Raw genomic sequence first — 25,319 nt, 5'->3', positions numbered from 1 at the left:
AAAAATATCAATTTTATTATTTGCTTATGTTTACAACCAGTAGCTGAGATGATAGCCTTTGCTGATAAAGAACCTACCTGGTCATGCTTCATCTGATTAAGGATTCAAGCCACCTTTGAACTACCCAGAAAAAACAGAAACCCTGGCACCTGATGAAGCTCAGGTGATTCTAGCGCAGATTTCCGGGCTGGAGTTATTAAAGCGACATCCTCTACCTCATTCCCTAACGCTGCACAGAAAAATACTTTTCCTTAATCAATCCGCCATTAGCCTTTTTGAAGGGGAAACTGCAGATTTCTTTTTAGGTAAGGATCTAACTGCATTTATTCATCCCTTGGATCATGGACGTATTCTTGATCGCCTGGAATTACTGAGTTCACATTATCCCCAAAACAAGCCTACAGAATCTCGGGTCTACACCGTCTGCGGCAAAATAAAACACGTTATCTCTATCAGCTCCATAATTGAAATTGCTGGAAAAACTCTAGTTTTGTCCATAGCTACTGAGCTGAATGAGGAAATGGGACATGGTATCAGTCAATCCGAACAGAATTTTCAGCGCCTGTTTGAAAACATGCTGGATGTTTTCTACCGGACAGATAGTGAACAAAACCTCACTCTGGTAGGACCGGCAGCCTATAATGTATTAGGTTACACCCCAGATGAAGTAATAGGCCTTCCCGCAGCAAATTTTTATTATTATCCTGAAGATCGTGAAAAGGTAGTTTCCGCGATAAAAAAACATAAAAAAATTCAAAACTTTCCGGCACGTTTGCGACATAAAAAAGGTCATATTGTTGATATAGAAATCACCAGCCAGGCTATATATGGCCCCAACAATACTTTTCTCGGTATGGAAGGTATTTTCAGAGATGTCAGCGAGCAGGTAGCCTTCAAGGAAAAATTGCAGCATCTGGCGACTATTGATGTAATGACTGGCATATTGAATCGAAGAGCCTTTCTCGAAAAAGCCAATCTGCATATCAAACACCTGCGAAGACACCCTGAAAACAGTTTGCTCGCGGTGATAGACATGGATAAATTCAAACCCATCAATGATCTTTATGGACACCTGAATGGAGATCGCGTTCTCAAGATTTTTGTTTCGCTTTTGAGGGAGACTCTCCGGGAAACTGATATTTTTGGTCGTTTGGGTGGAGATGAATTTGCCATCATTTTCAGAAACTGCAACTTGATGGAAGTCACGGACATCCTCTCACGCGTGCAGGCGAAAATGAAAAAAGTCAAAATCACCCTGGCTGATGATGCAGTATCGATTTCTGCCAGTATCGGCTTGACCGAGCTTTGCCAAGAAGATCAGCCATTTTCCCTGGCCCTGGCCAGGGCAGATCGGGCCCTTTACCAGGTCAAACAGAATGGAGGGGGCAACTTCGCCACAAACACAGCCCCTGCTCCTACCTAACTTTGTGTAGTAACCTTGCAATACTTGCAAGATCACCTGTACAACAAATCAGAATCCGTCAAAACTTGCACCCGCAAAAAAAACCATGTAAAAAAGACTTCCCTTAAGCGATGTGGTTATTTTGATTTGAAAAAATTTTTTGTGGCCGCAGTGACGGCCGGAATCAGCTTTCTGTTTATCATCGCGCCGCAACCCTTGCAGCGTAGCATTCCCGGGCTCCCCACAAGAATTTCTCTGTTGACCGCCAAGCCCTCTGCAAGCAGTGAACACGCCCATAAGCACCGGCAACATGCCGCCGTTTCGGCAGGGGCAAGTTCAATATCCATGGGGGCATGGCAGAATCTGGCCGGGATTTATAGTCAGGATGTGCTGTATGCGTCCCGGAAAACCGGGGTTTCCCGCAAATTGCTGGCGGCAGTGATTCATGTCGAAAGTCGTGCCAGCAATGTAGTCAGTGATGCCGGGGCGGTAGGACCCATGCAGCTCATGCCCAGTACCGCCTGGCGTATTCTCCATGTCAATCCCTGGAAACCGCGTCAAAACATCGTGGGTGGCGCGCGCTACTTGCGACGGTTGCTGACGATTTTTCATGGACATCTGCGCGAGGCCCTCGAAGCCTATAATGCCGGCCCCACTACAGTCGCCCAGGGAGTGATTCCCATACCGGCACAAGTATATGCCACACAGGTAATGGCGCTGGCCACCTGACTGGAAACAGCAGGGGTTTGGCTTTTCGTCATAGGCAACGCCGAACTGCTGATTCGACCGATTATTCGGCTAGTCCGCCATATTCATCTTCAGAAAATGCCGGGCAGCAGTTGGGATATGTAATACCGCTTCATCAGCGCGCAGGCTTCAGGTAACGCAGGATGCCGAGCCGGGCGGTGGCTTTGGCTATCAGATCATCATAATCCGGCACGCGCTCACGCGCCCAGGCACTGGCAAACTGGTCCGTGGTTTGAACGGTGTTTTTGGCATACAAGCCGCGAAATTGCCAGATTGCGAGCCAGAAACACGCCGTGGCTACTCCGGCATCCAGCAAGCGCGGCATCAGCGCGAGAGGCACCTGCATCAACACGATATCCAGTATCACGCAGAGCAGGAAGGCGGCCATTCCCAAACGCCAACGCTGACTGCGCTTGGGCACCCGGGCTCGACCCAGCTCCCTGGCTAGGAGTGCGCGTCGCCACTCCAGTGGCTGCTCCGCCAACGCCGGAGACAAAAAAATCGCTCCGGTGATGGGCTCCTGTAATGCACCCGCATTATCGGCCAGGGTACTGTAAAAAACCGGTGTATGGGCAGCACCGAGATCATTCCGCAGGCTATGCAACTGAGGATCACGGCGTAACCAATCGTTTATGAACATGATGGACTCCTGAGTCTGCAAGTAAGTCAGCCGCTTTCTGACAACAAACGACTTACCTTTACCTCAGCAAAAGTCATTCCAGGTAAATAACTGCCACCTCCTGGTGCTGCCACCCCTTTTTTCTGTCGAATAGCCTATGCTGCCCTCGACTTATGCACCATTTAAGCGCGTTCGCACCTTGTTAGTGCACACACACAATCCTCTCTGCCCGAGATTTGGCCGTTGCGGAGGAGCATTTCTGCACCGCCCCTATATCCCAGGAACCAGACTCAACCCATTACCTGAACAGCGACTGTGTACCATTTAACGCAGGGAACGTCCCTTGCCGGCCCGCTTCCCGCGACACATCTCCAGGCGGTTCTTGCGGATATTACGCGGTAATGTCTGTACTTCAGGATCAATAAACAAGTTTTGCATATAAGCCTGGGCGGCCAGAGTCATCAATTTGACCCCCTTCCCTTTGGGAAGCTGCTTGATTTCCGCCACAGGAAACAGCAAGCCATGACCATCGGAAGACACACAGAGAATTTCTGAAGAAGGATCAGAAACGGGCAGGAGGGGCAGTGGATACTCATCCGCCTCCAGAGACAAAAATGCCTTACCCGCACGATTGCGTCCCGTCATGTTTTCCAGGGCAGTGATAAAGGCATAAGCACCACTGCTCGCCACCAACCATAAACTGTCGGAGGGACCACAAGCCACAGATTGCAGTGTCGCCCCGATCTGAAAGTCCACCTGACTGGAAGCGGGCACCCCATCGCCACGGCCGCCGGGAAGCTGACTGACCGGCAGGGAATAGGCGCGACCTGTTTGATCCAACAACACCAACTGATCCACAGAACGGACTTCAAAAACCTGCAAGAGCTGGTCTCCCTCCTTGAAGGTCAGACTGTCTATGGCGATTCCATGCCCAGCGCGACTGCGTAACCAGCCTTTACGCGAGACAATCACCGTTACCGGCTCGTCGGTGACGGCCGCCACGATGGTCTGTACTGACTTGCCGGTAATAGCCGCATCAGCCTGCAATAAGGTGCGGCGGTTGTCGCCGAATTTTTGCGCATCTGCGCTGATTTCCTCTACCAACAACGCTCTCAGGCGTTTCTCATGGGCCAGCAAACCCGCCAGATATTCGGCATTGTCCCGTTTATCCTGCAATTCCTTTTCCAATTCGATGCCGGCCAGCCGGGCCAATTGCCGCAGCCGTATTTCAAGAATGTCTTCGGCCTGGATTTCCGTCAGAGCAAAATGCTGAATGAGATCCGTCTTGGGATCATCGGACTCCCGAATCACCCGGATCACCGCATCAATGTCCAGCAACACCCGCAAGCGTCCTTCGAGAATGTGAATACGCGCCAGGGCCTTGTCCAAACGGAACTGGCTGCGGCGGCGCACGGTGCGAAGACGATAGGTGACCCATTGTCGCAAAATCTCTGTCAGCGACAGGCAGGGCGCACGCCCCTCCAGATCCAGTACCGTCAGATTGATGGACTGGTTGGATTCAAGGGAAGTACGGGCCAGCAAATAGGTCATCAGTTGCTGGGGATCCTGATTCCGAGAGCGCGGTTCAATCACAATGCGTACGGCGTGATCCTTACCGGACTCATCACGCACCGTCTCTATCTGGGAGAGCATGGCGGTTTTGCTGGATTGCTGTTCGGCGGTCAGGGTTTTCTTCTTGCCCTCGCCCCGGGGCTGGGGGTTGGAGAGGTTTTCGATTTCCGAGAGAATCTGGGCGGTGGAAACGCCGGGTGGCAGTTCATGAATACTGATGCGCCATTCGCCCCGCGCCAGTTTTTCGACTTCCCAACGGGCACGCACCCGAATACTGCCACGCCCGGATTGGTAAGCCTCACGAATCTGTTCGGGTGTGGATATGATCTGCCCGCCTCCGGGAAAATCAGGGCCGGGAATTTGTTCCAGAATGGCCGCGTCGGTCAGCTCCGGGGAAGCGGCCAACTGCGCGCAAACCGCTGCCAGTTCGCGCAAATTATGGGGGGGGATTTCTGTGGCCATCCCGACGGCAATGCCGGAAGCGCCATTCATCAACAAAAAGGGAAGTCGCGCCGGCAAAGTCACGGGTTCTTCGAGGGTACCATCATAATTACTGCGAAAATCTACCGTACCTTCGTCTATTTCGCCGAGCAGTAATTCAGAAATCGGCGTCAAATTGGCTTCGGTATAGCGCATGGCAGCTGCCGAGTCGCCATCCAGAGAACCAAAATTCCCCTGCCCATCCACCACCGGATAACGTAGGGTAAAATGCTGGGCCATCCGGACCATGGCATCATAAACCGAACTGTCGCCATGAGGATGCCACTTGCCGATCACCTCCCCCACCACCCGGGCGGATTTGACGTGTTTGGGCGAGCGTTGCAAACCCATATCGCGCATGGCAAACAAAATGCGTCTTTGTACCGGCTTCTGACCATCCGCCAGGGCCGGAATGGCGCGTCCGGTCACCACACTCATGGCATAAGCCAAGTAGGCTTTCGCGGCATATTCCGCGAGGGGCGGGGTGGGATCTTCGGGGCTTTCTCCGTTGCCAGCCGGAGAATATGGCGGGGGCGGTGATGCATCGGAAGCACTGGTTGCCGGAACCGCTGGTGCCTTGGAAGATGGATTTTGGGGGTCAGCCTCTTCTGCACTCAGACCCGCAAACAGGTCCAGGGTATTACTCATGACCAATTTCTCTTATACACATGCAGCACCATAATCTCCCACAAATTCAATCGGACAAGCCCGCGCTGATTTTCGCCGGTTATCCGGTTTCAGATATCCAGATCCGCCGTCCAGCCATCTCTTTCCATCCATTCCCGCCGCCCTCCTGCCGACTGCTTGCCCATGAGCAGCGTAAAGCGCTCTTGCAGTGTGGCCAACTCGGAAGGGTGTATGATCAAAGGTACCAGAGAGCGGGTATCGGGACACATGGCCGTTTCCCAGAGTTGATCCGGATTCATTTCACCCAGGCCCTTGAAGCGCTGCACCGCAATGGCCGACTCCTTGACCCCTTCGGCGCGCAGACGCTCCATGGCCGCATCGCGCTCTGCTTCTGCCTCACAATAAATCTTCCGGGCCTTGCCGCGCCAGGTGGCATCCACCCGATACAAGGGCGGTTTCACCACAAATACGTGCCCTTGCCTGAGCAGTGCGGGAAAATGGCGGAGAAACAAGGTCAAAATCAGCACCTGAATATGACTGCCATCCACATCGGCATCCGATAAGATCATGATTTTGCCATAGCGCAATCCCGCCAGCACTTGCTGCGGATTTGCCGCAAACGTGTGGGGTTCGATACCCAGCGCCACTGCCATGTTGTGGACTTCCTGATTTTTGAAGATGAGGTCCGCATCCACCTCCCAGGTATTGAGCACCTTACCGCGAAGGGGTAACAGTGCCTGATATTCCTTGTCCCGGGCCGCCTTGGCGGAGCCTCCGGCAGAATCTCCCTCCACCAGAAACAGCTCATTACGCTGGATATCCTCACTTTCGCAATCGGTCAGCTTGCCGGGCAAGGTCGCCAGACCCGATCCCTTCTTGCGTTCTATTTTCTGTGCTGCCCGACTGCGCAGCTGAGCGCTCTGTATGGCCTGCTCGACAATGGCCTTGCCTGCCTCGGGATGACTGTTCAGCCATAACTCCAGGGGATCGCGAATGGTCTGGACCATGAGCTTGTAAGCATCCCGACTGGTGAGCTTATCTTTGGTCTGCCCCTGAAACTGGGGATCCAGGATTCTGGCGGACAGCACCACCGCCATTTTGCCAGTCACGTCATCCTGCACCAGCTTCAATTTGGCGGGCACCAGACTGTGATGCTCCATAAAACTGCGCACAGCCTCAAAAACTCCGGCCCGAAAACCCGATTCGTGGGTTCCTCCGTCCAGAGTGGGAATCAGATTCACATAGGTTTCCGGACGCGGGCTCCCCTGCCCGGCCCAGCACAGCGCCCAACTCGCACCTTCTCCCTGGGCAAAACCATTACCATCGTCACTTTGATACATTTCTCCGGCAAAAACCGGCGTTATGGGCTCCGCTTCACTGAGCATCTCTTCCAGATATTCGGCCAGCCCCGCCTCATACTTCCAGATCAGAGGCTCCTGCTCCGGCGTATTTAAAATCACCTGCAGGCCCGGCAGGAGAATAGCCTTGGCACGCAGAAGATGGGTCAATTCACGCACATTGACCCGAGGTGAATCAAAATAGCGGGGGTCCGGCCAGACTTGGACACGGGTGCCGTGCTGACGGGCATGACTGTTTTCGACCCTGGTCAGCCCTTGCGAAAGAGCGCTCTCGACAAAACCCAGCTGATAGCGACCATACCCACCCCCTTCAGGATCGCGAGTGCGAATATCTACCTGCAGACGACTGGACAGCGCATTGGTCACGGCCACACCGACACCATGCAAGCCACCAGAAAAGCGATACGCCGAAGCCTTGTCGGTCTTGTCAAACTTTCCGCCCGCGTGCAGGGTCGTAAAGGCCAACTCGGCGGCTGGCCGGGTTTCTCCGGGAGGGATTCCCACCGGAATCCCGCGACCATTATCCTCGACAATGACCGATCCATCGCCCAGCAGGGTCACTTCAATGCGGGTCGCATGTCCCGCCAGAGCTTCATCGGCAGAATTATCAATGAGCTCCTGCACCATATGGGTGGGACAGCTTGTCCGTGTGTACATGCCGGGGCGCAGGCGTACCGGCTCCAGGCCCTTGAGAACCGTAAATTGTTCGGCGCTATAGTTCAAGACAGTCAATTCCTTTGGTTGCGCATCGCCCGGCGCAGAAGCCGCTTTGCCACCCGGACCATCATAAAGGGGAATGCGGTCCTTGGGCAGTCCTTGCTCTTTGCCAGGGCTGACAGCAGGCACCATCAGCACAGCGATGAAAGTGCATTTTTTCAGATTCATCAAATTGTCACATTTCTCCGTTATGATCCCGGAATGAGCATCGAGACTTTTCCAAGCACGTGTCGATGCGCGGTAAGCAACCACTAACACGGATAACATGACCACAGGCAGACTCAGAATTGCCCTGATTACCGAGACTTACCCGCCTGAAATCAATGGCGTGGCTCTTACTCTGGGTAAGGCAGTGGCAGCCCTGCAAGCACGCGGACATACGGTTCACATCATGCGTCCCCGGCAACAGGAAGAACCTCTTCAGGAAGGACTGGTCGCGGCATTTCCCCTGTTTTTTTATCCCCAGGTCAAGTTGGGCTGGGCTAGTCCGGCCGCCATTAGCCATTGCCTGCAAAGCTGGGGTAGCGAAGTGGTCCATATCGCCACAGAAGGTCCCTTGGGTTATGCAGCCCTGCTGGCTGCCAAAAAGCTGAATCTGCCCGTCGTGACCAGTTTCCACACCAATTTCGATCAATATTTCTCCCTCTACGGGATTCCCGCTCTGCGCCATCTCGCGCGTGCTTACTTACGGCACTTTCACAATGCCACCCGCCAGACTCTGGTCCCCAGTCAAGGAACCCTGCAACGACTCCATCAGCAGGGTTTTCTCCATCTTCAGCAATGGGGGCGCGGGGTTGATACTCAGCACTTTCATCCCCAATGGCGCGATGTGCAGCTGCGTCAGCAGTTGGGACTGGAAGATCAAGATTTACTGCTGCTCTATGTGGGCCGTCTCGCCCGGGAAAAAAACCTGCCTCCCCTGCTCGCGGCTTTTCGCCAACTCAGCAAGGATTATCCCCGAGCCATGCTGGCCTTGGTCGGTGATGGTCCCCTACGTGACGAAATCAGCCAGTTTGCCCAGCAACGGATTTATTGTGCCGGCATGAAAAGCGGCATGGACCTCGCCCGCTGGTATGCCAGCGCAGATCTGTTCTGCTTTCCTTCCTGCAGCGAAACCTTTGGGAATGTCGTTCTGGAAGCCCAGGCCAGCGCCTTACCCATCATCGCCTATGACTGTCCGGGCGTTTGCGAACAGGTTCGGGATGGCGTACACGGCCTGCTGCTGCCACGGGGTAGTGACTGGGACAGAGCACTACACGCACTTTGCGCCAACCCCGCAGATCGTCAACACCTGGGTGCTGCGGGGCGCCTGCGCGCCGAATCGCAAAGTTGGGAGCGCAGCTTTGACGTGCTTGAAGCCGCTTATCGCCAACAAGTCCCCTCTTGCTGATTTTCTGGAAAATCCATGCGCATCCTTATGATTTCAGATACCTATTTCCCGCGTATCAGCGGTGTGGCCACCTCCATTCGCAGTTTTCGTCAGGGCTTGGAGCAACTCGGACATCAGGTCGATTTGCTCGTTCCTGATTATGATACCAACAGCGAGGATGGCCCCGGAATAATGCGCATACCCTCTCGGAAAATTCCTCCGTATCCGGAGGAGCGGTTCATGCGCCCGCGCAATCTGCTGCAGAGCAAGCCCATGCTGGCTGCCCGGCAATATGATGTATTACACATTCAAACGCCCTTTGTGGCCCATTATCTGGGCAAGCATCTGGCCCGTCGACTGAACTTGCCGGTTGTCAGTTCCTATCACACCTATTTTGAGGCCTATCTCGGTCATTACTACAGAAAAATCCCCGGGCGGATCCGTCAGGCCATGGCGCGTATTCCCTCCCGTCAACAATGCGCCGCTGTGGATGGCTTGATTGTGCCATCTCAGGCCATGGCTACAGTGCTGCGAAGTTATGGGGTGAAAACCCCCATACAGATTATCCCTACCGGTATTCGCATACATCACGAAACACGTTTATCCGAAGGTCGTGCGCAATTCCGTCAGCGCCACGCCATTGCCGAAAATCGCCCCGTACTGTTATATGCCGGACGCATCGCCCCGGAAAAAAACATTGGCCTGCTCCTTGCCATGCTCCGCCAGCTCCGTCAGCAGCAGCCGGAGGTTTTGTTCTTACTGGCCGGAGATGGTCCCGCCCGTCCCGCCCTCGAAAAAACCATGCGGGACAACCAACTCACGGAACATGTCCGTTTTTTGGGTTATCTGGATCATCTCCACGAACTGCCGCAGGCTTATGCCGCTGCAGACCTTCTGGTATTTGCCTCGGAAACGGAAACCCAGGGCATGGTCTTGCTGGAAGCGCTGGCGGCAGGCTTGCCGGTAGTTGCCGTACCCGTTATGGGCGCTGCGGATATTCTCAAGAGCGGGATAGGCACCCGCTCTGCTCCCGCCGATCCCGGCGCATTTGCCCAGATATGCGCCGACATCCTTGCCGACCGCAAACAGCTGGAGCAATTGTCCATTGAAGCCAGAAAGCTGGCCGATCATTGGTCAGAAACCAGCATGGTTACCCGGCTGGCTGATTTTTATCAGGATATCATCACTCCAAAGGTATCCATGCGGGCAACGAGTTAAGCCTACATAACAGGGTAGATCACCTTGTTTTCAAGAGCTCGTCACACCAGTATTGACAGATGTTTTTTGACAGCACCAATAGAGATATTCCATTTTTCTCTTCATGAAACCGGTCAGCAACATCTTTACGGCCACCTGACAGCGCGTACCCGAAGTGAGAGGCTCACTACGGACCACCTGAACAATAGTTTCACAACTACCACACTCGCCTGTGGCAAACTCAAGTAACATTTTTTCCTTAGAATGAATAGGCATAGCGGGCATGAAAAAACGAATTCCGGTAGGACTGAAATCAGCCATTTTTCCCTGCAGTTGCAAACCGTCTTTACAGAAAACCTGCAACGGCTCGGTCAAGGGAATTCGCGAAAAATGCCGGACAGCACGATGATAAATCACTACCGGCACTGTTAACATCAATATATTTTCAGACACCTGCAGCACTTTCGCAAAAAAAGCATACAGTTGACTACCTGACCCTATCGTCACCAGTAAGGATCCGGTTTCATCCTGGTAACTTCGTGGCCAGACATTATTAAAGCGTAAAAGAATCATTTCAGGGCTGACCGAATATAAACTACATAGCTTTCCAGAATCTGTCTCGGCAGGTGAAAACACCACGACATCCTGGGACAGCAGACGATTGAGCAGCTGCTGCGGGTTTTCCTGGACGATCTCCTGAAAAATAGCTTCGATGCTTTCCAGATACTGAGCGAATTTTCTTCCAGCTCGGGGAGGAAGAACCAGGCTCAAATTACTTTTGACGATCTCGGAAGCTGACATACTTGTCTCTTTTTTATGGTACCAGAAGCAAACCCTAGCAAAATTTATTCCTCCATATGACCTCCCTTTATATCCTCAGCTTCTCAGCCGCAATGGACCCGAAACCCCACGAGGAATGTAATTAAATTGGTACATATTTTGCGAATTAAACATAATTTCACTAAAAAACAAGTGCTAAAATTTTTTTCAATGCATAAGATATTTGTTACAGTTCGTCTTAAATTGGCGCAGACTGCTCTTTGCAGAGCCTCCCTGCCCCCGCTACAATCAGACATCGATTAGTCGTGCACTAGTCGATGCAATCCATACATGTCGGAGGATACCCATGCTTACTGAACATCAAGATTTAAAAACAGAATTCCCCGAACTGGCAGGCCGGATGGAGCAACTCCTGGCCGAACAAGGCCACTTTGCAAAAATATACGCGGAATTCAATGCGTTGACGGCTGAGATCGAGCACATCGAACGCAATGATGCCGCAACCGGCTCTCAGAGCCTGGAAGACTTGAAGAAAAAACGTTTGCTGCGCAAAGACGAAATTTATCGCATGCTGACTGCTGCTTAACTTTCTGAAGAATCCGACAAGCTGCCTACTGCTGCCGGATTCTTTATAAGCTTCTTCAAGCTTCTTCCGCCAGCCATTGGCTCAAAACGGGAATATCCACAACAACCGGTTTCCCGGCATCCTTGCCTTGCAGCACCTGCGCCGGAACGCCGGGATCCCCCAACTGATCCAGCACTCTCAGGGCCGAAGAAAAATCCTGATTCCGGGTATATTCGGTTTGGGTAATCACCGTCGCCAGACCGGCAGCAACTGCTGAGCGTAACCCATTGTTTGAATCTTCCAGTGCCAGACAATCGCCGGCAGGAAAACCCAACTGCTCCAGCACATACGTATAAATATCCGGGGCCGGTTTCTTGTGGGGCACAATATCTCCTGCACCAATGATCTGAAAACGCTCAGGGCCGTCCTGACCCAGAGTACTTTTCAGCAACGATTCCACATTGGCAGGTGTAGTAGTCGTGGCGATGGCCAAGGGCAATCCGGCATCCCTGGCGGCATTGAGCAGTCGCTCCACCCCTGGCCGTAGCGGTAACAAACCGGCCTGCATCATCTCCACATAAATAGCCGTTTTCTGCTGATGAATCCGGGCAATATCTCCATCACTGAGTTGCGGCAGAGTCGGATGGTCATTCAAAAAACAACGCAAACGCTCCTTGCCACCGGTTACTTTCAGATAATGTCCATAGGTGGGCACATCCCATTCAAAGGGCAGGCCGGCGGCCGCAAAGGCCTGATTGAAAGCCACCCGATGGGCGTCCCTTTCGGTATCGGCCAGAGTTCCGTCTACATCAAATATCAAGGCGCGCAAGGGCATGGATTTCTTCCTGGTACTGGTGAGAACAGGACAGCATTGTAAACACAAGCCGCAACATTGCCAAAATACCCAATCTCTGTTACACCTAGGCGGATTTATGACAAAGACAGGAAGATCACATGGCAGACAACGCCTCTCAGGCTGCTGACATCAGCGCCAACCCGTTGCACCACAACAGTACGCAGCCCAAAAGCACTCAGCAATACACGGCCTTTGTGCCTTACGAACCCAAGCCTGGCGAAGAGTATATGAACGCCGCGCAAGTCGCCCATTTCCAGAAAATTCTCGAAGACTGGCGTGGTGAATTGATGGAAGAAGTGGATCGGACCGTTCAGCACATGCAAATGGAAAATGTGAATTATTCGGATCCCAACGATCGCGCCAGCCTGGAAACCGATATGGGCTTGGAATTGCGGGCGCGGGACCGGGAACGCAAGCTGATTCGCAAAATCACTCAGGCCTTGGGCCGCATCAAGGAAGGAGAATACGGTTATTGCGAAGCCTGCGGGGTAGAAATCGGCCTGCGTCGCCTGGAAGCCAGACCGACCGCCACCCTCTGCATTGATTGCAAAACTCTGGAAGAAAAACGCGAAAAGCAGATGGCCCAGGATTAGCCAGCAGTTCTGTTCAACACCTGATAAAACATAGCGCAGCACTGCCCGGCGCTGCGCGCGCCCAAGGCGCTGTATAAAATCCGGGTATCAACAAAAGATGTCCATGAGCATCCCGGAGTAAAGGAATATGCTCCCGCCATTCAGGGGGTACAGCGGCTTCCAGCAGGATTTTTTTTAATGGCCGGTGTTGCCCGGAGGGCATACGGATTTTCTCACCGGGCTGACGTCGTCGCCAGCACAAGTTTTCTCTTGAAACTTCCGCCGTCAATGCCTGATGCCCTTTGTCCGGAGACAATTCCAGAGGCAAGTGTGGAATAACCTGACATTCCCAGCCCGCAAATGGCAGAGGCTCATCGCTTTGCCAGGGCCCCTCCGACCAATTTCCGCTAAAGTCCGGGCTCCGCCACAGATAAAGGGTGTGCCCCTGCAACCAGCAAGCGCCACCTGTCCATTGGATATGCTGACTCACCCCGGAATCCAGGGCTTGTTGCAGCACCGCCAGGCGCGCCTGACTGGGAAGAGGCACTTGCAACTTTTGTAACCAGCCGCGCAGAAACATGCGCTGCAGAGCCGGGGATAATTCCCGCAAAAAATGCAAAGAAAGCGCCTCTGCTCGCAGTTGCGGAAAAGCGGCGCGATGGCGTTCCCAATAAATGGCAAACCAGTCCTCCACCAGCGCATGCACATCCCCCAGATTTTCAGCCGTCCGCGCCACTGAATCTACCGCGTGCTGCCAACCCAATTCCTGCAGGAGAGGTAACAACTGCTGGCGCACCCGCACCCGGTCAAAACGCGGATCCTGATTGGCGGGATCCTGCAAATAGGGGATATTTTTTTTCTGGAGATAATCAAGCAAAACCTTTTTGGGTATTTGCAACAGAGGGCGCAACAATTGTCCCTTGCCCAGCGGCTTTTGCCGGGGCATGGCAGCGAGGCCGGCAATGCCGGTGCCCCGCAACAACTGCAGGAAAAAGGTTTCGGCTTGATCCTGTTGGTGCTGGGCCGTCAACAGCAGATCTCCCTCCTGCAACTGTGCAGCCAGCACTGCGTAGCGTCCGCGCCGGGCCCGATCTTCCGGACCCTCCCCGATCGTTTCCGGAGGCAGCCGCAACACCGTACAAGGAACGCCCAAAGTATGGGCCCGGGTGACACAAAAATCTGCCCAGACCGGGCTTTGCGCATGCCAGCCATGATCGACATGCAGGGCATGAACCGGGTATTCGAGAGCGACCAGAGCAGCAAGCAAGGCAGTGGAGTCGGAACCGCCACTATAAGCCACAAAAAACGGCCGCCCCGAGGACAGCGGCCATTCTTGCAAACAGGTCTGGAGCCTCCGCTCCAGTTCAGGCCGCGCCAACCACTCCATAATGCATGAGTCGTTCATAGCGGGTGGTCAACAACTTGGAAGTTTCCAGGGTTTTCAGCTCTTCCAGATGCCGGGCCAGACTCTCCCGAAGCTGGGTGAAAACTGCCTCCGGGTCCCGATGGGCACCACCCAGGGGTTCCACCAGCACCTCATCCACCAACCCCAGGGATTGCAAACGCCGGGCAGTAATACCCAGGGTCTCGGCCGCTTCAGCCGCCATGGCCGCATCTTTCCAGAGAATGGATGCGCAACCCTCGGGAGAAATCACCGAATACACACTGTACTCCAGCATCAACATGCGGTCGCCGACGCCAATGGCGAGGGCGCCACCAGACCCTCCCTCACCGATAACCGTGCAGATGATGGGCACAGGTAAATCCGACATGACCGCCAGATTACGGGCAATGGCCTCGCTCTGCCCGCGTTCTTCCGCGCCGATACCCGGATAAGCTCCGGGCGTATCGATGAAAGTGAACACCGGCAATTGAAAGCGTTCGGCAAGGCGCAGCAGGCGTAAAGCCTTCCGATAACCTTCAGGGCGCGGCATACCGAAATTACGCTGGATTTTTTCCTTGGTATCGCGGCCCTTCTGATGCCCCATCCAGACAATGGGATGACCATTAAAGCGGGCCAGCCCGCCGATAATCGCCTGATCATCGGCAAAAGCGCGATCCCCTGCAAGAATCTGCACTTCGGTAAACAGTGCCTGCACATAATCCAAAGTGTAGGGGCGCTGAGGATGACGGGCCACCTGGACGGTCTGCCAGGCGCCCAACTTGCTATAGAGGCGTTGCAGCTCCTTTCGGGCCTTCACTTCCAGGCGTTTGATTTCATCGGCAATACCCGGCTGGTTGAGGGCGTGCAGCTCCTCGACTTTGGCATCCAGTTCGGCGACGCCTTGTTCAAAATCCAGATAACTGATTTTCATCGATACTCCTGACAAACATGAACATTGACCTTAAGCAGGACGGCGGGTTTTGCGCGGCCCACGCTCCAGAGGAATCACATTATTGACCAGTGACTGGGCAGCGCGATGACTCCACTGCCAGCGCCCCTCGGGCAGCAGGGTGCGCAGCGCCTCTAATGCCTCTTCACTGGCGGCAAAACTGAAGCTTTCCGGGACTTTTAACAGCACCAGCAGGTCCTTGTCTACCGGCATACGCAAGTGCAAACGTACCGTGCCCGGATATTGCTGCAACCAGTCACGCAGTTGCTCAGGGATCAACGGCGCATCCCCGGGAATCTCCAGTATCAATTCTGCGGCCAGTTCTGCCCGCGCCTGATGACGATCCATTACCCGTAAAGCACTCAGACGCAGCCCCCCCGAGTAACTATCTTCCCCTACCTCGCCAAGCACCAGCACTGGTTCCTCCCCATCGCCGATTTTTCCTGCCTGGGCCCAGACTTCGGCAAATACCACCACTTCGAGACGACCGACACCATCATCCAGGGTCAGAAAATAAATCCGGTCGCCTCTTTTGGTGCGGGTACTGCGCCGGGCGACCACCAATCCTGCCACCAGCACCACGGTCCCCGACGAAAGTTGACCCAATGGCTGGACACCCAGTTCCGCCAGCTCGTCGCGCAAGGTATCCATGGGATGGCCACTGAAATAAAAACCCAGGGTTTCCCGCTCCTGGCGGAGCGTTTCAGTGGATGTCCAGGGAACAGCCTGACTCATAGGCGGCGCAACCGGTAAAGCTTCCAGCCCCGCAAACAGCGATTCCTGCTGGCTGGCCTGACTGTGCTGATATTGTGCGGCGGCTTCCATGGTATTTTCCAGCGAGGCAAGGAGATCAGCCCGCGACACCTGCCAGTCATCCATGGCTCCAGCTCGAATCAGGGCCTCCAGAGCGCGGCGATTGATTTTTTGACTGTCCACCCGGCAAAGCAGGTCAAAAAGACTGGCAAACGGTCCCTCGCCACGCGCATCCAGAATACTCTGAATAGCCGCCCGGCCAAGTCCCTTGATGGCCCCCAGGCCAAAGCGGATATCCTGGTCACCCTCGGGGCGAAATTCCAGACCACTGCACTGGACACTGGGCGGGGCAATGCGCAGGCCCATGCGTTGGCATTCAGCAATCATCGCGACGACCTTGTCAGTGTGATCCATATCGGCCGTCAGTACGGCAGCCATAAAAAACTGCGGATAATGCGCCTTGAGATAGGCCGTCTGATAAGAAACCAGTGCGTAGGCAGCGGAATGGGATTTATTGAATCCATATTCGGCAAACTTTTCCATCAGATCAAAAATAGCGCCGGCCTGATCAGGTTGCAGGCCATTTTTATGGGCGCCTTCCAGAAAAATACTGCGCTGTTTGGCCATTTCCTCGGGCTTTTTCTTGCCCATGGCGCGGCGCAGCAAATCGGCGCCACCCAGGGAGTATCCCGCCAGCACCTGAGCGGACTGCATGACCTGCTCTTGATAGACAATCACTCCATAGGTTTCCTGGAGAATCGGCGCTAAATCGGGATGCAAATAGGTGACCTGGGCTTTACCATGTTTGCGGGCGATAAAATCATCCACCATGCCCGACTGCAGGGGGCCCGGACGAAACAGGGCGACCAGGGCGACAATATCTTCAAAAGTATCGGGTTGCAGGCGGCGGACCAGATCGCGCATGCCCGAAGATTCAAGCTGGAAGACGGCCACCGTTTCCGTGGATTTGAGGAGAGCATAGGTTTCCGGGTCGTCCAGCGGTAGCTGCTGGATAGCCAGAGGCGCACGGGACGGGTCTGCAGCATTGATGAGCTTGACGGCCATATCAATGATAGTCAGGGTTCGCAGACCGAGAAAGTCGAACTTGACCAGGCCCATTTTTTCGACATCATCCTTATCCAGTTGAGTCACATTGCCACTTTCACCCGAACTGTCGGTAAACAGAGGCAGACGATCAGCCAGTGGCTCCGGAGAAATGACCACCCCCCCCGCATGGGTGGAAGCATGGCGGGGCAGCCCTTCCAAGCGCAGGGCAATATCCAGCAAATCCCGGACATCATCTTCTTCCGCCTGACGCCGCCGCAACTCTTCGGATTCATCGAGGGCCTTGGCCAGAGTCATGCCCAGATCCCCGGGCACCAGCTTGGCGAGCTGGTCGACGAATCCGTAGGGCAAGCCCAAAACCCGCCCCACATCGCGGACCACCGCCCGGGCTTTCATGGTACCGAAGGTGATGATTTGTCCCACCCGGTCACGCCCGTACTTTTCCGCCACATACTGAATGACTCGATCACGCTGATCCATGCAGAAATCCACGTCAAAGTCGGGCATGGATACCCGCTCGGGGTTCAGGAAACGTTCAAAAAGCAAGCCATTACTGATGGGGTCCAGGTCGGTGATGCCCAAGGCATAAGCCACCAGAGAACCAGCTCCGGAGCCGCGCCCCGGCCCTACCGGCACCCCGTTATTTTTGGCCCACTGGATAAAGTCGGCCACAATCAGAAAATAGCCGGGAAATCCCATTTTCTGAATGACGCCCACTTCGCGCAGCAAGCGTTCATGATAGGGCAGACTGGCCTCCCCACCGATCTGCAAAGCTTGCAAACGCTGCTGCAGACCTTTCTGCGCCGCTTCATGCAAATAGTCATCAATGGATTGCCCCGGAGGTATCGGGTAATCGGGCAAGGCATATTGGCCGAGCACCAACTCCAGGTTACAACGCTTGGCAATTTCTACCGTGTTGTCACAGGCCTCGGGAATATCCGCAAACAGCGCCCGCATTTCCTCGGGATCTGGCAAACGATGTTCTGCCGTGAAACGCTTTGGCCGGCGCGGATCATCCAGGGTCAGACCCGCAGAAATACACTGACGGGCATCGAAGGCGGCAAAATCGGCGGCGTCGAGAAAGTGGGCATTGTTGCTGGCAACCACGGGCAGATTCAGCTTTTCCGCCAGAGCCAGGGTCGCCTGCACCAGGCTTTCCTGATCCTGTTCGCCATTACGCTGCAACTCCAGGTAAAAGCGTTCGGGGAACCAGTCGGCATATTGCCGGGCCAGGCTTTCCGCCTGTTCCTGGTCATGGCGCAACAGTGCCCGACCGATTTCGCCCTGCCCGGCGGCGGACAGAGCAATCAGTCCCTCGTTGGCTTGCTGCAACCAGGCCGCGTCAATTTGCGGACGCCCCTGCTGCTGACCTTCCAGATAGGCCCGGCTCAACAAGCGACTGAGATGCCCATAACCGGTTTTATTCATACACAACAAAATCAGGCTGGCGGGGCGCTCTGTATCCGCAGGATCATGAATCCAGACTTCACTGCCAATCAGTGCCTTGATGCCCAGACTACGGGCGGCATTGTAAAACTTGACCAGGGCAAAGAGATTACCATGATCGGTAATGGCCACCGCCGGCATGTTTTTTTCAACACAACGTTTCACCAGTGCCTTGACCGGAATAATGCCGTCTTCCAGGGAATATTCGGAATGCACATGCAGATGCACGAAACTGGGATCACTCACTGTCTTGCCTCCCGGGCCCGATCCACCGGGCCAAAACCGCGTCGATGCAGCGGACACGGGCCATGGCGCTGCAATGCCTGCAAATGGACGGCGGTACCATAACCCATGTGCCGGGCCAGACCATAGGCCGGATAATAACGATCCAGTGTCTGCATGGTCTGATCCCGAGCCACTTTGGCCAGAATGCTGGCGGCTGCAATGGCATCGACCCGCCCATCGCCGCCCACCACGGTCTCGACCTGCCAGCCGGGCGGTGTCTGGTTGCCGTCCACGACGATGCGTTGGGGGCGTACAGGCAATGCACCAATGGCCCGGGACATGGCGCGCAAGGATGCCTGCAAAATATTATAACGCTCAATCTCCCAGACAGCAGCCCAACTCACGGACCAGGCCAGGGCTTCCTGACGAATTCGAAGAGCCCATTGCAAACGCGCCCTGGCCGTCATCTTCTTAGAATCATTGAGGCCATACAATGGTTCGCGCAAAATGACCGCTGCGGCAATGACCGGTCCGGCCAGGGGACCACGTCCGGCTTCATCCACCCCGGCACACCCCGGCCCCCAATGCTCCAACACCGGCGCTACGGGCCGCTTCATGTGAGCATCTTCCGCAGGACCTGCTGCAACGCTTCTGGAGAATCTCCCTGCAGCAAGCCGCGCAGCCTTTGCAAGCGCCGCAACTGCTCCTGTCCGGCTGCACCGAATAAAGACAATAGTGTGGCGGCCACCTGATCTGCCGTGAAATCTTTCTGGAGGAATTCCGGATAAACCGCTTCCTTGAGCAGAATATTCGGCATGGCCACAAATGGCGTTTTGACCAATCTTCTGGCGAAAGCATAAGTCAAGGCATTGAGGACGTACACCACGACCGCTGGGCGTGCCATCAAGGCGGTTTCCAGGGTCGCTGTCCCGGAAGCCACCAGTACAACATCGGCGGCGGCCAGCACTGTCCGGGTCTGGGCGCTGACGACCAGCGCATCATCTGGACCGGCACCGCGCTGCCAGTGTTGCTTCCAGGTGCTCGCCAACTCAGGGCGGGCCAGAGCCACGACCAGTTTCAGATGAGGCATTTGCTGGCGCAGCAGGACCGCTGTTTCGGCATAACGGCGAGAAAGTTTTTCCAGTTCACCGCGACGACTACCCGGCAACAGGGCCATGACCGGTTGGTCGGATTTCAGACCCAAGGCCGCTCTGGCAGTCACCCGATCCGGTGCGGCAGCCGTCTGCTCCAGCAGGGGATGGGCCAGTACCTGCACGGGAACCCCGGCTTCAGCGTAAATCGACACCTCAAAGGGAAAGAGCACCAGCATCTGATCGACAATCAGCTTGATCTGATGGATACGCTGGCCGCGCCAGGCCCATATTTGCGGACCTACCACATAAAGGACCCGGATACCCAGAGCCTTTGCCGCCTTGGCGATACGCAGATTAAAGGCCGGATGGTCGATCAGGATCACACAGAGAGGCTTTTCTTTTTTCAGATGCGCCACGACCCGGTGGTAAAGTCGACGCAGCGCTGCGTAATGGCGCAGCACTTCAATCAGGCCAATAATGGCCAGCACTTCTCCATCGGCAATATTTTCCACCCCGGCAGCCTGCAAGCGCGACCCGACCACTCCGGACCATTGCAGATCCAGTCCGGCGGCCGCCGCATTGGCCATGATTTCCAGCCCGAGGTTTTCCCCGGAGCGTTCTACGGCAAGGATAAATACCTTGCCCAAGCACTAAGCCCGGAGGCTGCGACGGATGACTTCGGCCACCCGAACTATTTGCGCCTCCTGCAATTCGGGGAACATGGGCAGGGAGAGCACCCGCGCAGCCAGCTTGTCGGCGACGGGACAATGTCCCTGAACCTGCTCGCCGAACATTTTCTGGCGGTGGCCCGGAATCGGATAGTAAATGGCACTGGCAATGCCTTCCGCCTGCAAGGCCGCCTTCACCGCATCCCGACCCTCCAGCTGAATGGTATATTGATGATAAACATGCTGATATCCATCGGCTGCGCTGGGCAGTTGCAGATCCAAACCAGCCAGATGCTGGCCATACCAGGCCGCTGCCTGTTGGCGACCGGCGGTGAAAGTCGCCAGATGCGGAAATTCCGTACGCAAAATCAAGGCCTGCATTTCATCGAGACGGCTATTGTAACCGAGCACATCATGATGATAAGTCTGCCAGGAACCATGATTGCGCAAGCCCCGCAACTGCTTGTCCAGAGCCGCATCATTGGTCACTACCATCCCGCCATCACCAGCCCCGCCGAGATTCTTGCTGGGAAAAAAGGAAAAACAGCCCAGGTCACCAAAGCTGCCCACCGGGCGACCGTGAATACTGGCCCCTATAGCCTGTGCGCAATCTTCGATGACTTTGAGACCATGCTGCTGTGCCAGCGCCATGATTGCCGGCATGTCAGCGGGTAAGCCATAGAGATGCACCGGAATAATCGCCTTGGTACGGGCAGTAATAGCCGCTTCGATCAGCGGCACTGTGAGCACATAACTATGTGGGTCCACATCCACAAACACCGGCTTGGCACCCACATAGAGCACCGCTTCGGCGGTAGCAATAAAGGTGAAGGTCGGCACAATGACCTCATCCCCGGGGCCGATACCCAAGGCGCGCAGGGCCAGCAGCAAGGCATCAGTACCCGAAGCACAGCCCACGCCGTGGGCGACACCGCAAAGCTGGGCCACTTCGCTTTCCAGAGCACGGCCATGCTCTCCCAGAATGAAGCTGGCCTGATCCAGAATTTTCCCCATACCTGCGAGAATTTCTTCCCGCAATGGCTGAAAATGGGCCTGCAAATCTACCATAGGAATATTTTGACTCATGATTGTTTTTCCTGCTTATTTTTCCTGCTTACGGGAAAGAAACTCATCCACTGCAGTACGCACCTGCAAGGCTGCTGCCAGCACCCGGCGACCCGCCTGCCCGTCACAGAACACTGGAGATTGGTGCATGACCGCTGCCAGAAAATCTTCAATTTCGGCAGCCAGGGCGTCGGTTTTGGGTAAATCTATGGCTTCATCGCGAACCCCGGGAATACCGGGTACCGCCCCTTCCCCGCGATGATAAATGTGCAGAGTATTCTGGATGAAATCCACCGAAGCATAACGATCCTGCCAGAAAATCCGCAGACGCCGAGCTGGCTCACGGACCACCCGGGAAGCGGCAAGATTGGCTACACTGCCATTGTTGAGGGTAACCCAGGCATTGGCCATATCGGCCTTGTCAGTCACGGCAGCCACGCCTACGGCGCGCACATCGACAGGTTCGGCGCCGGTCAACAGTAAGGTCAGATCCAGATCGTGAATCATGAGATCCATAATGACATCAATATCCAGAGAGCGCGGCTTGAAGGGCGCCAGACGCTCGGCTTCCAGATAACGAGGGGTACCATAACCAGCCTGACGCAGATGACGGATAGCCGGATGGACCCGCTTGATATGGCCTACACCCAGCACTAGTCGTTTTTCCCGGGCCAAAGCGATCAAGGCATCAGCTTCCTGAATATTCAGGGTAAAAGGCTTTTCCACCAGACAATGGACCCCCGCGCGCAGGGCGGCTTCAGCGACTTCATGATGGGTAGAGGTGGGCGTAGCAATGGAAATGGCCTCTACCGAAGCCAGAAGCTCGGGAATACTGGCAAATACCCGACACCCCAATTCTTCTGCCACCTCTGCAGCTCGGGCGGGGTTGGCATCATACACCCCTTGCAAAGCCGACAGACTGGCATACTTCTGGGCATGAAAGCGGCCCAGATGGCCCACGCCGATAACAGCGGTCTTGAGATGCTTCATGGCCGGGTAATTCCTCTTTTGCTGCTGCGAATAAAGTCGAGCAGGTGGGCGATCTCCGGGGCATCGAGTCCACGCTGCTCGACTTCTTCCATTGCCGCATCCAGACGCTGGCCGGAACGAAATAAAAGCCGATAGGCGCGCTTGATCTGTAAGATAGTCTCCCGGGAGATCCCGCGACGCGCCAGACCGCGCACATTGATTCCATGCAAGCTGGCATGGTTACCCGCAGCCATCATGTAAGGAGGAACATCCAAGGGTGCCATGGTTCCTCCGCCCAAAATAGCGTGCGTCCCCACCCGGGCAAACTGATGTACAGCAGACAATCCGCCGAGAATGGCATGATCTTCAATATGCACATGCCCGGCCAGGGTGGCGGCATTGGCCATCACTACCTGATCGCCGATATGACAATCATGGGCCACATGACAATAGGCCATCAATAAATTATGGCTACCGATGCGGGTTACCCCACCCCCCTTCACGGTGCCACGGTTGATGGTCACAAATTCCCGCAGGGTATTGTGCGAGCCCAATTCCAAAGATGTAGCTTCACCTCTATAACCCAGGTCCTGAGGGGCTGTGCCAACTGAAGCAAACTGAAATATCTGATTATGGCTACCAATCCGGGCGGGTCCTTCCAGGACCGCATGGGCACCAATCTGACAGTGCTCGCCTATTTCCACATGGGCGCCAATCACGGCATAGGGGCCTATTTTACATGCGGAGCCGATGATTGCGCTCGGATCGATGACAGCCGTGGGGTGGATATCCGTACTCACGCCGCAGTTTCCCGCAGGGTCGCCATCAACAGCGCCGAAGCCACTTCGGTGCCATCTACCAATGCCTGAGTTTCCATTTGCCACATGCCAGAACGGCGGCGACTCACATTGGCCAGCAATTCCAGACGATCACCCGGCGTAACCGGCTTACGAAACCGTGCCTTGTCTATCCCTGCAAAATAGACGGCCGCATTTTCCCCAAACTTGTCCTCCGAGACAAAGGCCAACAGTGCTGCTGCCTGGGCTAATGACTCGATGATCAAAACTCCAGGCATGACCGGCATTGCCGGAAAGTGGCCTTGAAAAAACGGTTCGTTCATGGTGACATTCTTGATAGCACGCAGGGACTTACCCACTTGCACATCAAGCACACGATCCACCAGCAAAAAAGGATAGCGATGTGGTAATCGCTTCATAATATCCTGAATATTCAATTCACTCACCATGCAATGGCTCTCCGTCAGATGATGCCGGGCGCGCAGATTTCTTCTCCAGAAACTTCACGCGCCGAAACAAGGTATCCAAACTGTCAAAACGGGCAACAATGCGTCGCCAACGGGTAATTTCATGAGCCGGGACCACGCCGGAATAGACCCCGGGGATACGCAGAGAATGGGTAATGGCACTCTGTCCGGCGATCACGCAGCCATCGGCAATTTCAATATGCCCGGCAATGCCTACCTGTCCACCAATCCGGCAATGACGACCAATTCGAGCACTCCCGGCAACCCCGGTTTGCCCGGCGATGACGGTATGAGCACCAATATGTACATTATGACCTACTTGGACCAGATTATCGATTTTGACCCCATCGCCCAATACCGTATCGGTCATGACGCCACAGTCGATACAGGCGTTGGCACCAATTTCCACATCATTCCCTACAAGCACACCTCCCACTTGTGGAATTTTGATGTATTTCTGGTTTTCTTCTGCAAAACCAAAGCCATCTGCACCAATAATTGCACCAGCGTGAATAATGCACCGTTCCCCAATACGACAGTCCCGATAAATTTTCACCCCGGGATAGATATGGGTGCCCGCCCCGATTTCGACGTTGGCGCCAATAAATACACCCGCCTCCAACCAGACGCCTGCCGCAATTTTCGCCCCGGATTCGACCCGGACAAACGCATCCAGCCGCGCCTCGGGATGCACTTGCACATCGCGATCCAGTTGCACACTGTGATGCAAACCAGGTTCATGGCGCGGCACCGGAAACAGATATTGGAGAATTTTGGCAAAGGCGGCATAGGGATTGTTGACCACAATACAGTTTCCGCCAAAATCCTCCGCCGCTTGCGGACTGAGAATCACGGCTCCAGCCTGACTGGACTGCAATGTGCTCAATGCGGTACCACTGAGATAAAAGGTAATATCTCCAGACCGGGCCGATTCAAGAGGGGCGACACCCGTAATCAGGTAATCCGCCTGACCACGTAATTCGCCGCCAATGTGCCGGGCCAAATCCCGGAGTTGCCGGGTTCCGGTTTTCATGGTTTTTTACCTGGGGCAACTGGCGGAAGCGCCGAATTTTTCATGGCAGCCACTACCTGTCCGGTCAAATCGATAGCACCACTCACATAAAGCACCGATTTATCGTTGAGAATGACCGTGTAATGTCCCGTCTTTCCAATTTGACTGACCACTTTGACCAGTTGATTCTGGATGTTTTTGAGAATCTGGTTACGCTGATAATTGAGACTGTCCTGAGCCTGCTGCTGAAATTGCTGCAAACTGAGAATCATGCTCTGCAACTGGGCTTCGCGATCCTGACGCTGGGCATTACTCAAATGCGGGAAATCTTTTTCCAGTGTCTTTTGAAAGGAATCAATCTGCTGGCGCTTGGCTTCGATGGCTTTCTGCTTAGCTGCCACCTGCTTGTTCAGATTTGCAGCCCCGGCCTGAGCCTCCGGCAGCTCGCGCAAGGCCTTGTCCAGATCGACAAAGCCGATTTTCATGGGACTTGCCGAGGCCACCCCGGCAAGCGCCAGCAACAACAACCCCAGAAACCACTGCCGCATCATAAACACTTCACCG

23 protein-coding genes are annotated in these 25,319 nt (G+C 54.8%); 7 read left to right on the top strand and 16 right to left on the bottom strand.

The genetic code is table 11. The features are described 5' to 3' along the window. Positions 1 to 115: 115 nt before the first annotated feature. From AC2VLR_RS04950 to AC2VLR_RS04940, 3 genes are all read left to right on the top strand, one after another. Entirely contained in the window at positions 116 to 1,423 is a 1,308-nt protein-coding gene (locus tag AC2VLR_RS04950; RefSeq protein ID WP_486881116.1) for a diguanylate cyclase, read from the top strand. 126 nt (positions 1,424 to 1,549) lie between these two features. Further along, complete coding sequence (locus AC2VLR_RS04945; protein WP_486881115.1) at positions 1,550 to 2,131, top strand: lytic transglycosylase domain-containing protein; 582 nt, start codon at positions 1,550 to 1,552, stop codon at positions 2,129 to 2,131. Beyond that, positions 2,132 to 2,254 (top strand): YrhK family protein, encoded by a 123-nt coding sequence (locus AC2VLR_RS04940; protein WP_486881179.1) that lies wholly within the window; start codon positions 2,132 to 2,134, stop codon positions 2,252 to 2,254. Positions 2,255 to 2,264: 10 nt separating this feature from the next. Here AC2VLR_RS04940 and AC2VLR_RS04935 read toward each other — a convergent pair whose 3' ends face one another. From AC2VLR_RS04935 to AC2VLR_RS04925, 3 genes are all read right to left on the bottom strand, one after another. Next, positions 2,265 to 2,789 (bottom strand): hypothetical protein, encoded by a 525-nt coding sequence (locus AC2VLR_RS04935; RefSeq protein ID WP_486881114.1) that lies wholly within the window; start codon positions 2,787 to 2,789, stop codon positions 2,265 to 2,267. 303 nt (positions 2,790 to 3,092) lie between these two features. After that, the gene (gene parC, locus AC2VLR_RS04930) at positions 3,093 to 5,468 is read right to left on the bottom strand and encodes a DNA topoisomerase IV subunit A (RefSeq protein WP_486881113.1); all 2,376 of its coding nucleotides are present in this window, start codon (positions 5,466 to 5,468) and stop codon (positions 3,093 to 3,095) included. Between the two features lie 89 nt (positions 5,469 to 5,557). After that, on the bottom strand, positions 5,558 to 7,690 hold the full coding sequence (locus tag AC2VLR_RS04925; RefSeq protein WP_486881112.1) for a DNA topoisomerase IV subunit B: 2,133 nt from the start codon (positions 7,688 to 7,690) through the stop codon (positions 5,558 to 5,560). A 97-nt stretch (positions 7,691 to 7,787) separates the two neighbouring features. Between AC2VLR_RS04925 and AC2VLR_RS04920 the strand changes: the two genes are divergently transcribed. Both AC2VLR_RS04920 and AC2VLR_RS04915 read left to right on the top strand, forming a co-directional pair. Next, a complete protein-coding gene (locus tag AC2VLR_RS04920) occupies positions 7,788 to 8,912 on the top strand; it encodes a glycosyltransferase family 4 protein (RefSeq protein WP_486881111.1) in 1,125 nt (374 codons plus the stop codon). Between the two features lie 27 nt (positions 8,913 to 8,939). Further along, positions 8,940 to 10,109, top strand: coding sequence for a glycosyltransferase (locus tag AC2VLR_RS04915; RefSeq protein WP_486881110.1), 1,170 nt, complete (start codon positions 8,940 to 8,942; stop codon positions 10,107 to 10,109). A gap of 30 nt (positions 10,110 to 10,139) precedes the next feature. On the opposite strand, the gene AC2VLR_RS04910 is transcribed toward AC2VLR_RS04915, so the two are convergent. Then, entirely contained in the window at positions 10,140 to 10,889 is a 750-nt protein-coding gene (locus AC2VLR_RS04910; protein ID WP_486881109.1) for a PilZ domain-containing protein, read from the bottom strand. Between the two features lie 325 nt (positions 10,890 to 11,214). Here AC2VLR_RS04910 and AC2VLR_RS04905 point away from each other — a divergent pair, with 325 nt between their 5' ends. Next, positions 11,215 to 11,454 carry an HP1242/YdcH family protein gene (locus tag AC2VLR_RS04905; RefSeq protein ID WP_486881108.1) on the top strand — a complete coding sequence of 80 codons (240 nt, stop codon included), beginning with the start codon at positions 11,215 to 11,217 and terminating at the stop codon, positions 11,452 to 11,454. Between the two features lie 55 nt (positions 11,455 to 11,509). On the opposite strand, the gene AC2VLR_RS04900 is transcribed toward AC2VLR_RS04905, so the two are convergent. After that, positions 11,510 to 12,268, bottom strand: coding sequence for an HAD family hydrolase (locus AC2VLR_RS04900; protein WP_486881107.1), 759 nt, complete (start codon positions 12,266 to 12,268; stop codon positions 11,510 to 11,512). Positions 12,269 to 12,387: 119 nt separating this feature from the next. Between AC2VLR_RS04900 and dksA the strand changes: the two genes are divergently transcribed. Beyond that, positions 12,388 to 12,882 (top strand): RNA polymerase-binding protein DksA, encoded by a 495-nt coding sequence (gene dksA, locus AC2VLR_RS04895; RefSeq protein ID WP_486881106.1) that lies wholly within the window; start codon positions 12,388 to 12,390, stop codon positions 12,880 to 12,882. A gap of 13 nt (positions 12,883 to 12,895) precedes the next feature. On the opposite strand, the gene tilS is transcribed toward dksA, so the two are convergent. Genes tilS through AC2VLR_RS04840 form a run of 11 tightly spaced genes read right to left on the bottom strand, consistent with a single transcriptional unit; the run spans position 12,896 to position 25,306 of the window. After that, positions 12,896 to 14,248: a tRNA lysidine(34) synthetase TilS gene (gene tilS, locus AC2VLR_RS04890; RefSeq protein ID WP_486881178.1), complete on the bottom strand. Its 1,353-nt coding sequence runs from the start codon at positions 14,246 to 14,248 to the stop codon at positions 12,896 to 12,898. Next, positions 14,226 to 15,176, bottom strand: coding sequence for an acetyl-CoA carboxylase carboxyltransferase subunit alpha (locus AC2VLR_RS04885; RefSeq protein ID WP_486881105.1), 951 nt, complete (start codon positions 15,174 to 15,176; stop codon positions 14,226 to 14,228). Before AC2VLR_RS04885 ends, tilS begins: the two co-directional genes overlap by 23 nt. Before the next feature lie 30 nt (positions 15,177 to 15,206). Next, positions 15,207 to 18,704: a DNA polymerase III subunit alpha gene (dnaE, locus tag AC2VLR_RS04880; RefSeq protein WP_486881104.1), complete on the bottom strand. Its 3,498-nt coding sequence runs from the start codon at positions 18,702 to 18,704 to the stop codon at positions 15,207 to 15,209. After that, on the bottom strand, positions 18,701 to 19,300 hold the full coding sequence (locus AC2VLR_RS04875) for a ribonuclease HII (protein WP_486881103.1): 600 nt from the start codon (positions 19,298 to 19,300) through the stop codon (positions 18,701 to 18,703). Before AC2VLR_RS04875 ends, dnaE begins: the two co-directional genes overlap by 4 nt. Beyond that, a complete protein-coding gene (gene lpxB / locus AC2VLR_RS04870; protein WP_486881102.1) occupies positions 19,297 to 20,424 on the bottom strand; it encodes a lipid-A-disaccharide synthase in 1,128 nt (375 codons plus the stop codon). The genes AC2VLR_RS04875 and lpxB overlap by 4 nt, the downstream gene beginning before the upstream one ends. Before the next feature lie 3 nt (positions 20,425 to 20,427). Then, positions 20,428 to 21,531 (bottom strand): DegT/DnrJ/EryC1/StrS family aminotransferase, encoded by a 1,104-nt coding sequence (locus AC2VLR_RS04865; protein ID WP_486881101.1) that lies wholly within the window; start codon positions 21,529 to 21,531, stop codon positions 20,428 to 20,430. Between the two features lie 15 nt (positions 21,532 to 21,546). Next, positions 21,547 to 22,500, bottom strand: coding sequence for a Gfo/Idh/MocA family protein (locus AC2VLR_RS04860; protein ID WP_486881100.1), 954 nt, complete (start codon positions 22,498 to 22,500; stop codon positions 21,547 to 21,549). Then, positions 22,497 to 23,279, bottom strand: coding sequence for an acyl-ACP--UDP-N-acetylglucosamine O-acyltransferase (lpxA, locus tag AC2VLR_RS04855; protein ID WP_486881099.1), 783 nt, complete (start codon positions 23,277 to 23,279; stop codon positions 22,497 to 22,499). Before lpxA ends, AC2VLR_RS04860 begins: the two co-directional genes overlap by 4 nt. Continuing rightward, the gene (gene fabZ, locus AC2VLR_RS04850) at positions 23,276 to 23,725 is read right to left on the bottom strand and encodes a 3-hydroxyacyl-ACP dehydratase FabZ (RefSeq protein WP_226818696.1); all 450 of its coding nucleotides are present in this window, start codon (positions 23,723 to 23,725) and stop codon (positions 23,276 to 23,278) included. The genes lpxA and fabZ overlap by 4 nt, the downstream gene beginning before the upstream one ends. Continuing rightward, complete coding sequence (lpxD, locus tag AC2VLR_RS04845; RefSeq protein ID WP_486881098.1) at positions 23,715 to 24,776, bottom strand: UDP-3-O-(3-hydroxymyristoyl)glucosamine N-acyltransferase; 1,062 nt, start codon at positions 24,774 to 24,776, stop codon at positions 23,715 to 23,717. The genes fabZ and lpxD overlap by 11 nt, the downstream gene beginning before the upstream one ends. Next, positions 24,773 to 25,306: an OmpH/Skp family outer membrane protein gene (locus AC2VLR_RS04840; protein ID WP_486881097.1), complete on the bottom strand. Its 534-nt coding sequence runs from the start codon at positions 25,304 to 25,306 to the stop codon at positions 24,773 to 24,775. Before AC2VLR_RS04840 ends, lpxD begins: the two co-directional genes overlap by 4 nt. Between the last annotated feature and the right edge of the window lie 13 nt (positions 25,307 to 25,319).

This window comes from Acidithiobacillus sp. TH-A117 (assembly GCF_057473465.1).
This window is presented reverse-complemented; position numbering and strand designations above follow the sequence as displayed.

Excerpts from the sequence above, each read along its gene's own strand:
- AC2VLR_RS04935 (WP_486881114.1), bottom strand. The coding sequence starts at position 2,789 with ATGTTCATAAACGATTGGTTACGCCGTGATCCTCAGTTGCATAGCCTG.
- parC (WP_486881113.1), bottom strand. The coding sequence starts at position 5,468 with ATGAGTAATACCCTGGACCTGTTTGCGGGTCTGAGTGCAGAAGAGGCT.
- AC2VLR_RS04925 (WP_486881112.1), bottom strand. The coding sequence starts at position 7,690 with ATGAATCTGAAAAAATGCACTTTCATCGCTGTGCTGATGGTGCCTGCT.
- AC2VLR_RS04920 (WP_486881111.1), top strand. The coding sequence starts at position 7,788 with ATGACCACAGGCAGACTCAGAATTGCCCTGATTACCGAGACTTACCCG.
- AC2VLR_RS04915 (WP_486881110.1), top strand. The coding sequence starts at position 8,940 with ATGATTTCAGATACCTATTTCCCGCGTATCAGCGGTGTGGCCACCTCC.
- AC2VLR_RS04910 (WP_486881109.1), bottom strand. The coding sequence starts at position 10,889 with ATGTCAGCTTCCGAGATCGTCAAAAGTAATTTGAGCCTGGTTCTTCCT.
- AC2VLR_RS04905 (WP_486881108.1), top strand. The coding sequence starts at position 11,215 with ATGCTTACTGAACATCAAGATTTAAAAACAGAATTCCCCGAACTGGCA.
- AC2VLR_RS04900 (WP_486881107.1), bottom strand. The coding sequence starts at position 12,268 with ATGCCCTTGCGCGCCTTGATATTTGATGTAGACGGAACTCTGGCCGAT.
- dksA (WP_486881106.1), top strand. The coding sequence starts at position 12,388 with ATGGCAGACAACGCCTCTCAGGCTGCTGACATCAGCGCCAACCCGTTG.
- tilS (WP_486881178.1), bottom strand. The coding sequence starts at position 14,248 with ATGGAGTGGTTGGCGCGGCCTGAACTGGAGCGGAGGCTCCAGACCTGT.
- AC2VLR_RS04885 (WP_486881105.1), bottom strand. The coding sequence starts at position 15,176 with ATGAAAATCAGTTATCTGGATTTTGAACAAGGCGTCGCCGAACTGGAT.
- AC2VLR_RS04875 (WP_486881103.1), bottom strand. The coding sequence starts at position 19,300 with ATGAAGCGGCCCGTAGCGCCGGTGTTGGAGCATTGGGGGCCGGGGTGT.
- AC2VLR_RS04865 (WP_486881101.1), bottom strand. The coding sequence starts at position 21,531 with ATGAGTCAAAATATTCCTATGGTAGATTTGCAGGCCCATTTTCAGCCA.
- AC2VLR_RS04860 (WP_486881100.1), bottom strand. The coding sequence starts at position 22,500 with ATGAAGCATCTCAAGACCGCTGTTATCGGCGTGGGCCATCTGGGCCGC.
- fabZ (WP_226818696.1), bottom strand. The coding sequence starts at position 23,725 with ATGGTGAGTGAATTGAATATTCAGGATATTATGAAGCGATTACCACAT.
- lpxD (WP_486881098.1), bottom strand. The coding sequence starts at position 24,776 with ATGAAAACCGGAACCCGGCAACTCCGGGATTTGGCCCGGCACATTGGC.
- AC2VLR_RS04840 (WP_486881097.1), bottom strand. The coding sequence starts at position 25,306 with ATGATGCGGCAGTGGTTTCTGGGGTTGTTGTTGCTGGCGCTTGCCGGG.